Here is a 9,694-nt window from a genome sequence, read left to right as displayed (position 1 = left end):
AGCTGACGACATGGAACACATGCACGCCCGCGCACCCAGGCCCGCCGGCCGCCGCACCTCGTCGGGCCCGGTGCGCTGCCCTGGCCACCGCACGCGGCCCGCTTCGGAGGTACGGCGGTGAGCCGCTTCGGGGCAGGCGTCCGCAGGGGTGTGATGGCGGCCGACCAGTTCACCCAGATCGCCAACGGGCTGTTCCGGGACTCCCGGCTCTCCTACAAGGCGAAGGGGATCTTCGGGTACGTCAGTACGCACAGGAACGGCTGGCAGGTGACGGTCACCGACCTCGTTCGCCTGGGCCCGGACGGACGAGAAGCGGTACGCACCGGCCTGCTGGAGCTCGAGGCGCACGGCTACCTGATCCGTGAACGTCTGCGCCGCCCGGACGGCACCCTCGGCGAGATCGTCTACTGCATTACGGACCGACCGGCCGCCTTGGACATCGCGCTGATCGAAGCCGACGTGATGGCCACGTCCCCCGAGGCCGAGCCTGTCGGCGGCCTCCCAGCGGGGATTCGCCGGGGCGTGATGGCGGCCGATCAGTTCACCCAGATCGCCAATGGGCTCTTCCGCGACCGCCAGTTGTCCTTCAAGGCCAAGGGCCTGTTCGGACTGCTCTCCACGCATCGGGACGGCTGGCGGATGACGGTTGCCGACATCGCCCGCCGTGGCCGCGACGGTGACTCAGCCGTCAAGAGCGGGCTGAAGGAGCTGGAGAAGCACGGCTTCCTGGTGCGGGAACGCGAGCGCGGCCCAGACGGCACCCTCGGTGCGGCGGCGTATTTCCTCACCGACCTGCCCGCTCTGCAAAGCAGCAGGTCACAACCAGAGTCGGGTTTTCCACCAGTGGATGACCCTACGTTGGCTGATCGGTCCACTAAGAACACCAACAGAAAGAAGACCACTCAGCAGAACACCAGACCCCTCCGTCCGTGCCGCGGCGACGCGTCGCGAGCACCTGGACGGACGGACCGGCCGGACACGCCGACGTCCCCGCCGGCCGCGCCCGCGGCGGATGAGATGCACGCGGGGATCCGGCTGCTGCTCGACCTCGGGGCGGCTCGCCCCGAGCTGCTGCTGACCGGGCAGGCGCTGACCGACCAAGGCCGCGTCGTGACCGTGATGCTGGAATCCGGCTGGAGCCGCGACCAGCTGCGGCACGTCATCGCCGACCGGCCCCTGCCCCATCCGGTTCGGACCACGGTCGGTGCGATCGTCGCTGCCCGCCTGCGCGCGGCCCAGGCTTACCCGCCGCCCGCCATCGCGGCTGACCACCACGACCAGCCCGTGTGGGACGCCCCGCCGCCGCAGCCGATGACCGGCTCCGCCGCCGCCCGCACGGTGAGCGAGGCCCTGACCTACCGGGCCCTTACCGAATGCGCCGGCTGCGGCGTTCCCGGAACCGCCCCCGGCGAGGACCTCTGCCCGGCCTGCCTCGGCTGGCCGCTCTGCCGCACCTGCCCGGGCCCCACACCCCGGCGCGCCCACCCCGACAGCGACGGCCGCTGCACCACGTGCGCCTCCGCCCTGACAGACCACCACCTGGAAGGAAGCACCTCGTGACGGACACGCTCCACACACCGACGCCACCGACCGCGGCTGCGCACCACGAGCGCCCCTTCACCCGTGATCCGGGGCGGTGGGAGAAGGAACGCTCCCGCGCCCTGCGGACCGGGCACGTCCGCGACCACACCTGCTCGGCCGCCTGCGAGCCCGTACTCGTCCACGAACGCACCCCCTGGGGATGGCTCGCCTGGACCGTCCCCGGCGACGGCAGCCCGCCCGAGATCCCCCACCAGATCGGGGTGCTCGCCCCGGCCGCGACGCGCTTGCAGCGCCTGGCCCTGCGCTGGCTGACAAGGCGCCCCGCCCAGCGCATCGCCGTGGACACCGTTCCCGGATCGCTGCGGTTCGCCGCTGCCGCCATCGCCCTCATCAGCCTGCTCGCCGGCCTGTTCGCCCTCCGCCACGGAGTCCCCCTCGACGTGGCCCTGCCGGCGATGCTCCTTGCCCCGGTGCTCGCCGAGCACCTCCCGGACCGGCTGGATGCCCGGGCCCGCGAACACGTCCGCATGGTCGAAGGCGACGTCGCCTGCCGCTACCTCCAGCGCCTCGCTGTCCTGCAGACCTCTCTCGTCCAGGCCGCCCCTGGCAGCGACCGCTACGAGTTGCGCCGCTCGGCCGAGGTCGGCCAGGGCTTGCTGTGGGACGCCGCAGGCCTGCTCCAGACCCGGGACACCCACTCGGCCTCAGCCGACCTCATCGCCCGCGAACGGCTGATGCTCCAACTCGCCCACCAGGTCACCCAGATCCTCAAGCGCACCGCAGAGGACAGCACAGCCGGCGCGAACCAGGCCTCCGACCCTGGGCGGCCCCTGGGCCCGTACCCGCCTGACGCCCGGCCGACAACCCATCCGGCATCTCGTCATGCACCGAACCCACAGCTGCAGAAGGGAACCCTCCCCATGACCCAGCCCGAACCCGGCCCGGCTGTCCCCACCTTGGACGTCTACCTCCTGTTCGCGCACGAGCCCTACTACCCGGTCGGCGCCCAGGAGATCAACACAACCGTCGTGGCCGCAGCCTCCCTGCTGCACCCCCGCGTACGGCAGCCCGACGGCGCCCGCATCCACGACCGCCTCGTCCACGACCGCCGGCCCGGCGAGATCGTTCCGCTGTCCACGCTCACCCACGAACTCGACGGAGGCGAGCGCTGGCCGGAGGTCGGAGACTGGGAGGCAGCCACCGAAGACCTGCTGCAGCTCATCCGCGACCACGACTGCGACGCCCTCAACCTGGGCCTGCCGGACATCGCCCGCGCCCTGGTGTGCGCCGGCCCGCACAGCGAGATCCGCACCGTCGACCCCAGGTCCGGGGCACATCGGGCGTACGGGCCCGCTGACCGGATCGAGGTCCTCGTCGAGGTCGGCCGGCACCTGGCCTGGGCGGAAGCAGGATCTCCCCTATGGCCCGGCAATGGCCTGCTGCCTCCGATCAACTCCGCGGATGCCACCTGATGTTCGGCTACGAAGCGTACGAAGTCTGGGCGGAGCTCCGCCGACTGCTGGCCGGACTCCGACACCGGAACCACCGCAGTCACGGCAGGTGCTGCCGATGTCAGGGCGGCCTGACAGGCTCGGCTCGACGCGGCCCCCCTGTGGTCCCTGACGGCAGGCGTCGCGACTCTGGCGGCCGATCCACGTGATCCGCCTGCGCCGGGCGCAGGGCCTGCCCAACCACCCTGTGTTCACGGTGGGCTGGGTGCTCGGCCTCCTGGCCGCCTCCGTTGCCCCGTGGGGGCTCGCGCCGGCACTCGACCCGGACGGCAGCATGGGCAACCTGCGGGAGGCGTGGGTATCCGGTTTGCCGATCGGTCTCGTCCTGGGGCCGGTTGCCGGCGTCCTGTGGGCACGAGCGTCTCTCAACACGCTCAGGACGTACTTCCCCGAGCGGCTGAGGCAGAAGTAGCAGGAGATCCGTAGCGATGGCCGGTTCCGCGAAGCCGTGTGGCTTCGCGGGGGAGAGGTGGCTGGCCTCTCCATACCGGCCATCGTGCGGCGTCTGGTCCGCCGGGAGTTCGTCGATCCCTTAAACCAGAGGCCGCGGTCTTACGGTATCCCGCCGGCGACGCGGTTCGGTGCGCTGCAGTCAGGAGGTCGAGGAGCGGCGGGATGCCAGGTCCTCGAGGCGGGAGCGTTTCCAGCGTTGCTGACGGGGGCGGCCGCCGCTGCCGCGCCGGTACTCGTATCCGTCGGGCTGCTCGAGGTCGGGCAGGAGTCCGTGCCCGAGTGCGCTGATGAAGCTGTCGGCGTTGCTGTATCCCAGGATGCGGGCTGCTTCGGCGGCGCCGACCAGGTCCTCGTTCTCGTCCTGGTCGGCCGGCGGCAGCACTCCACGCTTGCGGGCGACAGCGACGACGGTCGCCCGCCGCCACTTCTTGCGGCCCGGGCCGCGGCTTCCTTCTTCCTTCTCCAGGGCGTCCGGCTCGGGCAGTTCGGGGATGCGCCCCTGGTAGAGGGCGCTGGAGAAGGAAGCCGGACTGCCGTAGCCGAGCAGCGCAGCAACCTCGGCCGTACCGAGCAACTCCTCGGGGTCCCCGTCCGCCGACACCTCGGGCCGCGCTGCCGCCGGAGCGGAGCTGCGCCGGCCCTTGCCGGGGCGGCTGGCGACCCAGGCCACGATCGTGCCGCGGCGCCACATCGAGCCGTCAACGTCCTCGTCGGGCTCCGGGAAGTAGCCGGGCCGGTCGCGGAAGTAGGCGTCGATGGTCGACGTGCGGGTGTACCCCAGAAGCTGGGCCACTTCCCGCTTGGTCAGCAGCTCGTCCTGGTCGGCCTCGAGTACCGCGGCCGGCAGCGCGCGCTGCTTCGGGGCACGCTGCGCAAAGAACGCGGCGACCTCGTCGTAGCGCCAGAACCGCTTGCGGCCCTCGGTGCGCGCGACCGCGGGGAAACCGCTGTCCGGGGTGTTGCTCCACTCGCTGACCCGGGGCTTGCTCGTGCCGAACTCGGACACGATCTGCGCGGTGTCCACGAGCCGGTCGGCGGAAGACATCGGGTCCCCTTGGAAGAGTCAGCGCGGCGGAGCCGGCACTCGGACGAGTGCGACATGTTCGATAATGCCAAAGAAGGCGGTTTGCTGTCCAGCCTGACGCCAAATCCGCCTACAGCACTTCCTCGCCCAGCAGGCACACACCGAAGCGCGCCGCACGCTCCTCCAGCTCCGTATAGGCCATGGCGGCCGGCGCCGCGTCCCAGGTCACGAACGCGAGAGCGGAGAGCGCCTCGTCGCGCGTCATCCCCTCCTCCCACGCGGCGCCCGCAGCGGAGCACCGCTCGGTGAGTTCGGCGTCGGACAGGCTCGAGGTCTCCCGGTCAACACCGGCCCGGACATCGGCGACGCCCTCGCACCAGGCCCGGTGGCCCGCAGACAGCAAGTCGCGCAGCGTGTCCGGGTCGCTCACGCTCTGGGCCTGGGCGGCGAGATCGAGCAGCAGGGCTGTGGGGTTCATCTCCATGGTCATCTCCTCATCCACTGTGGGCCGCCTGCCGCGCCGCGGGCTTCGGCTGGCGCGGCAGACGGTGGTCATCAGCTGTGAACGGTGCAGCCGTCGCACAGGGCGCGGCCGCCGTGACGAGCCAGTTCGGGTTCCTTGCGGGGCTCCTTCTGCAGCGCCGTCCGTACCTGCTTCGTGAGGGCGGTGAACTCCGGACCGTCGTCCGGGCAGACGACGCCGGGGTCGGGCGCCCCGCACTGCTCGGCGTGCCGGATCAGGTCGGCGATGCGCCAGTCCGCGCGGAAGCTGTCGCCCCGCGCCCGCTCGACCTCGGCGTACAGGTCGGCCAGCCGCGGCCGCCGGCCGATGGAGAGCAGTACGTCGCGCTTGGAGGCAAAGACGCACAGCGAGCAGGAGCATCGGGAGGTACCGGACCAGTCGCCGGCACCGGGCACGGAGTCGTACGTCCAGGAGTACGGAACCGGCGCGTCGACGTGCCACTCCTTGACGGCGGCGGTTGACCAGTCCTTGACGGGCAGCCACTCGTCCACCACCCGCGCCCCGTTGACCTGCACCGTACGGAAAGCCGGGCGCTTCTTGCGGTCGGGGCCCTCATCGCTGCGCAAGCCCATGACCTTTAAGATCCGCACCGGCCGGCCGAGCTCGCGCTTGAGGCGGTCGACGATCGGCGTCCAGGCGGCGGAGACCACGCTCTCCTTGGCGCTCTTGCGGCAGTACGGACTGCCCATGCGCGGGAAGCGCCCGTACGCCGCGATCTCGGTGAGCAGACTGTGCGGCATCCGGATCCCGTCCGGGCCCGGCATCGTGCGGGTGACCTCCAGGTGCCGGTCGGCGGGCACCCCGAACGCGGCGCTCTGCAGGGCGGCGAGCTCGGACACCCCCGGGTAGCGGATGCCGTCGAACACGACGGACGGCCACTCCAGGACTCCCAGGCTGGAGTGGTACGAGATCACCCGGTCGGCCACGCCGGCGGTGCGGGCGGCTTCCATGAACACGGCCATCATGACCGCGCTGTCCTTTCCGCCGGACAGCTGCGGGGCGAGTAGATCGTACGAGGTCAGGTCGGGCGTGGTGGACGAGCTGGTGGGACGCGAAGGCATGTCAACTCCAGTGAGACGAGAGCAGTCGGGTTGGAACTCAGGGGGCGGACGGTGCCGCCGTAGATCAGGCGGGCGATGGTTCGGGGTCGGGCTGCTTGGGATAAGGCCGACGCGCGGGGAGGCCGAGCTCGATCTCCTCCCGCTCGCGGCGGGTCCGGCCGAGCCGGAACACGAATCTGTGCGCGCCGCGGTGGCGTACGTTGCGGGCCCCGACCGCGGCCAGCGCCTCGCGCAGCCAGAGGGCGGGGTCGCAGCCGGGCCGCGGCCGCGGTGCTCCGAGCGCGATGAGCTGGGCGGCGGCGTACTGGTGACCCTGCTCCCGGCGGCGGATCTTCTGCGCGGCCCGGGCGTGGAAGACGGTTCCGTCCGGCAGGAGCTTCACCGTGCGGGCGGTTGCCCGGCCGGCGTACACGGCGTTGGTCGCGGCGTAGATCGTCCCGACGTGCCCGGGCATCACCAGGACGCCGGAGGCGGTGCGGCGCGGGACAGGGTCGGCGAACGAGACGACCCCGCGGACACCGCCGGCGAGCAGCGCCTCGAAGCACCGGGCGAGAAACCACGATTCGGTGTTGCCGGGGCACTCATCCAGCAGGACGAACCGGGAGCACTCCAACGACTCCGTGTAGGGGACCAGGTGCGGCAGGGGGTTGGTGAGGACGGCCGTGCTGACCGGCACCCCGAACACGGCCACGCCGCACAGCCGCCGCTTGCTGCCGGAGACGTCGTACAGGCCGAACTGCACCTTCACCGCCGGGTACGACCGCGAATAGTGGTGCGCGAGCACAAACTCCTCGCCCGGCCCCTTCTCGGCGATGACGTCCACGCGGTAGGTGCGGGCGTCGAATCCGCCGTCCCGCATGTGCCGCCAGGAGTGCGCACCCTGGCGCCACCGCTGGCACCAGGGCGACGTGGGCGGAATCTCCGGCAGGTCCTCGAACGGGAGCGTCTCCTGGACAGGGAACGTCATGGCGTCTCACCGCCGGTGGACTCCTCCGGCGCAACGGCGCCGGAGAAGAGGGAGAGTTGCCCGTCCGGTGCGGACACGGGCGCGGACGACAGGCAAGGCGCCGTCGACCGGTGGGCGGTCGGCGCCGCCTGCTCGGGGGCGGCGCCGACGGTGGCCTCGTCTGCTTCGGCGTCCGGTTCGTGCGTGCACGGGCAGATCCAGCGGCAGGGCTGCTGGTCGGGCCTGTAGAAGATCACGGCGACGACGAAGCCGCGGCGGTCCGTCATGGTGCCGGCGTGCTCGTCGACGCGGGGGCCGTCTGAGCTGATGCACTGGTCGTGGTGGCCGGTGCGGCAGGAGTGGCAGAGGCCGGCCTCGCACGAGCACCACCGGTGGAAGCCGTGGGGGTAGGCGTTGTCGATCTTGCGCAGTCCTTTGGTCCAGGCATTCTCGCGGACCCATGCGCTCTCCTCCTCGGTCATGGGGGAGGCCACGGTGGAGGGGACGGGGTCGAGGATGCCCATGATCGATGCGCCCACGTAGCGCAGCCAGGTCGTCGTCATGTGTCGTCTCCGAACAGGGTTGGGGTCGTGTGGAGTTCGTTCATCCAGGCCAGGAGGCGGGGCAGGTTGGTGTCGGGGCCGAAGGCGAGGTAGGTGCCGTCGGCGCTGGTACAGCCGAAGGCCTGTGCGATGCGCAGCCGCCGGCGGGAGTTGACGCGGCCCATGTGGACGGCCAGGCCGCGCTCGCGGGCCTCAAGGGCGAGGCGGTGGGCGGCCGGTGAGGTCTTCCACTCGGTGGAGCCCGCCAGGAACAGCACGTCGATCAAGTCCCAGGGGATGAGGCCGTGTTCGCTGCCGTCCTGGGCGGCGAAGGCGGCCGGGATGCCCAGGGAGCGGATCGGCTCAAGCCAGGGCAGCGACTGGGTCAGGGTCGCCGCGGCGTCCATCGGGACGTCGGGGGCGACGGCCCACAGGCAGCGATCTCGTCCGTAGCGGTCGACCGTCGCCTTCAGCCAGGCGAACCAGGCCTTCTCACCGGGCCAGCCCTTGCCGAACTTCCCGTTGTCGCAGGCGTACAGGCAGCCGGGCGGGATCACGTTGCCCTGGGCCGGGGTCGTCATGCAGGCCAGCAGTCCGGCCCGCATGGCGGCCCGTACGTCATTCCCGGACGGTGTGGCCAGGTACAGCACGGCGCGAAAGACGAGACGGATCAGGGAGTAAGGCCGGGCGAGCGCGCACGACGGGTCCTTCCGGAAGGGGGTGGGGTGTTCAGGCGAGCGGGAGCTGGGCGGTGGAGCCGGTGACCAGGGCGTCCCATGCCTGCTCGAAGTTCGGGTCCTGTTTGTTGATCACGCGGGCCGGGGCGGTCGCGAAGAGTTCCTCGGCCATCGGCAATGTCTTCGTGCGGGGGCGGGTCCAGGAACGCGCGCGCCCGTACTGCGGGTCGCGTTCGACGTCGATGCCGTGACGTCCGCCCACGGTGACCAGCCGCTGTGCCATCTGCTCGGGGCGTCCGATGTCGACGCGCTCGGTGGATCGCTTCACCGGGCGCCGTTCGCCGGTGCCGGACAACAGGAACAGGCGGCGGACGTGGTAGAGCGCCCACGGCATGTCGAGCTCACGCTCGAACGCGTCCAGGCAGGCCCGGTCCCGCGGCTGGGAGGGGTCGAACATCTCCAGGAGGGTCCTGCGGCCGTAGAGCTTCGCGTTCGGGTTGAGGCTCATCGCCGTGTACTCCAGGCGCAGCACCTCGCCCGCGATCTCCGGGTGCGTGCGCATGCGCTCCAGGTGGGCGGGCAGGGCGCCCATGGAGACCGGGAAGCAACAGAAAGTGCAGTAGCTCTTGGGCCAGTGCACCCCGAACCGCTTCAGGAGGTAGTCCTCCACCTGCTGCCGGCCCCAGCCCCAGTCGATGAGCGGATACACCCCGGTCCGGCCGGGGAGTTTCGACGCGGTCTCGTCACGGAGGCAGCGCCCGGCTTCATTGGCGTTGAAGCCCATGACCTGCCGGAACGGGCGGTGGCCGCCGAAGACCCGGGCGAGCCACCAGTCACCGACGTCGCCCTTCGCCCACAGACTGCACTTGCGGGTGCCGGCCTGCTGGGGCACCGTGCCGACGGACTCCAGGTCGTCCCACAGCGTCCACGGTCCGCGGGTGAAGAGCTGCTCGGGGTGGCGGGAGTCGTCCAGGACCGTGAAGCCGTCGGACTTCAGGTGCCCGTTGCGGGCCAGCTGGACGAGGCGCACGCCGTGTTCGCGCAGCAGCGGCAGCATGAACTCCTCGACCAGGAGCCGGGTTTCCGGCCACTCGCTACCTGTGGCCATATAGAGGACGGCGGTGCGCTCCAGGTCGATGCCGTGCGCGTCGGGGTCGGTGAGCATCTGGGCGAGGTAGGCGGTGGAGTCGGCGCCGAGGCCCCAGTTGATGACGGTGTCCAGGTCGTCGGTAGTGCTCAGGCCGGGCAGCGACAGCGTGTACGCGGTGCGGGGCATGGCCTCCGTCACTCCTTCCGGGGTCCGGGGGGCCCCCGGGGGGGGGGGGGCGCGCGGGGGGGGGGGGGGGGCGCGCCGGGGGGGGGGCCCCGCGGGCCGCGGGGGGGGGGGGCGCGCCGCCGCCGGCGCGGGGCGCGGG

The 9,694-nt window shown here is 71.6% G+C and carries 10 protein-coding genes; 3 read left to right on the top strand and 7 right to left on the bottom strand.

The features are described 5' to 3' along the window. The first annotated feature begins 117 nt into the window (after window positions 1-117). The 3 genes from ACWGJB_RS37890 (at window position 118) to ACWGJB_RS37880 (ending at window position 3,465) form a co-directional block, all read left to right on the top strand. Entirely contained in the window at window positions 118-1,560 is a 1,443-nt protein-coding gene (locus tag ACWGJB_RS37890) for a hypothetical protein (RefSeq protein WP_453384595.1), read from the top strand. Next, complete coding sequence (locus ACWGJB_RS37885; protein WP_453384594.1) at window positions 1,557-3,014, top strand: hypothetical protein; 1,458 nt, start codon at window positions 1,557-1,559, stop codon at window positions 3,012-3,014. The genes ACWGJB_RS37890 and ACWGJB_RS37885 overlap by 4 nt, the downstream gene beginning before the upstream one ends. 184 nt (window positions 3,015-3,198) lie before the next feature. Further along, window positions 3,199-3,465 (top strand): hypothetical protein, encoded by a 267-nt coding sequence (locus ACWGJB_RS37880; RefSeq protein ID WP_453384593.1) that lies wholly within the window; start codon window positions 3,199-3,201, stop codon window positions 3,463-3,465. 180 nt (window positions 3,466-3,645) lie between these two features. Here ACWGJB_RS37880 and ACWGJB_RS37875 read toward each other — a convergent pair whose 3' ends face one another. The 7 genes from ACWGJB_RS37875 to ACWGJB_RS37845 all read right to left on the bottom strand — a co-directional run bounded on the left by ACWGJB_RS37875 (window position 3,646) and on the right by ACWGJB_RS37845 (window position 9,555). Further along, on the bottom strand, window positions 3,646-4,551 hold the full coding sequence (locus ACWGJB_RS37875) for a helix-turn-helix transcriptional regulator (protein ID WP_453384592.1): 906 nt from the start codon (window positions 4,549-4,551) through the stop codon (window positions 3,646-3,648). A gap of 109 nt (window positions 4,552-4,660) precedes the next feature. Beyond that, window positions 4,661-5,014 carry a hypothetical protein gene (locus ACWGJB_RS37870; protein ID WP_453384591.1) on the bottom strand — a complete coding sequence of 118 codons (354 nt, stop codon included), beginning with the start codon at window positions 5,012-5,014 and terminating at the stop codon, window positions 4,661-4,663. A gap of 71 nt (window positions 5,015-5,085) precedes the next feature. Further along, entirely contained in the window at window positions 5,086-6,114 is a 1,029-nt protein-coding gene (locus tag ACWGJB_RS37865) for a phosphoadenosine phosphosulfate reductase (RefSeq protein ID WP_453384590.1), read from the bottom strand. A gap of 64 nt (window positions 6,115-6,178) precedes the next feature. Continuing rightward, window positions 6,179-7,081, bottom strand: a complete 903-nt coding sequence (locus ACWGJB_RS37860) for a Mom family adenine methylcarbamoylation protein (RefSeq protein ID WP_453384589.1) — start codon at window positions 7,079-7,081, stop codon at window positions 6,179-6,181. Then, a complete protein-coding gene (locus ACWGJB_RS37855) occupies window positions 7,078-7,623 on the bottom strand; it encodes a DUF6248 family natural product biosynthesis protein (protein ID WP_453384588.1) in 546 nt (181 codons plus the stop codon). The genes ACWGJB_RS37860 and ACWGJB_RS37855 overlap by 4 nt, the downstream gene beginning before the upstream one ends. After that, window positions 7,620-8,252: a hypothetical protein gene (locus ACWGJB_RS37850; RefSeq protein WP_453384587.1), complete on the bottom strand. Its 633-nt coding sequence runs from the start codon at window positions 8,250-8,252 to the stop codon at window positions 7,620-7,622. The genes ACWGJB_RS37855 and ACWGJB_RS37850 overlap by 4 nt, the downstream gene beginning before the upstream one ends. Before the next feature lie 79 nt (window positions 8,253-8,331). Continuing rightward, a complete protein-coding gene (locus ACWGJB_RS37845) occupies window positions 8,332-9,555 on the bottom strand; it encodes a hypothetical protein (RefSeq protein ID WP_453384586.1) in 1,224 nt (407 codons plus the stop codon). Window positions 9,556-9,694: the final 139 nt, after the last annotated feature.

It is taken from the genome of Streptomyces sp. NPDC054813 (assembly GCF_053611365.1).
Note: the sequence above shows the minus strand (reverse complement) of the source record. Positions and strands in the feature narration are given on the sequence as shown.

Excerpts from the sequence above, each read along its gene's own strand:
- ACWGJB_RS37875 (WP_453384592.1), bottom strand. The coding sequence starts at position 4,551 with ATGTCTTCCGCCGACCGGCTCGTGGACACCGCGCAGATCGTGTCCGAG.
- ACWGJB_RS37870 (WP_453384591.1), bottom strand. The coding sequence starts at position 5,014 with ATGGAGATGAACCCCACAGCCCTGCTGCTCGATCTCGCCGCCCAGGCC.
- ACWGJB_RS37865 (WP_453384590.1), bottom strand. The coding sequence starts at position 6,114 with ATGCCTTCGCGTCCCACCAGCTCGTCCACCACGCCCGACCTGACCTCG.
- ACWGJB_RS37860 (WP_453384589.1), bottom strand. The coding sequence starts at position 7,081 with ATGACGTTCCCTGTCCAGGAGACGCTCCCGTTCGAGGACCTGCCGGAG.
- ACWGJB_RS37855 (WP_453384588.1), bottom strand. The coding sequence starts at position 7,623 with ATGACGACGACCTGGCTGCGCTACGTGGGCGCATCGATCATGGGCATC.
- ACWGJB_RS37845 (WP_453384586.1), bottom strand. The coding sequence starts at position 9,555 with ATGCCCCGCACCGCGTACACGCTGTCGCTGCCCGGCCTGAGCACTACC.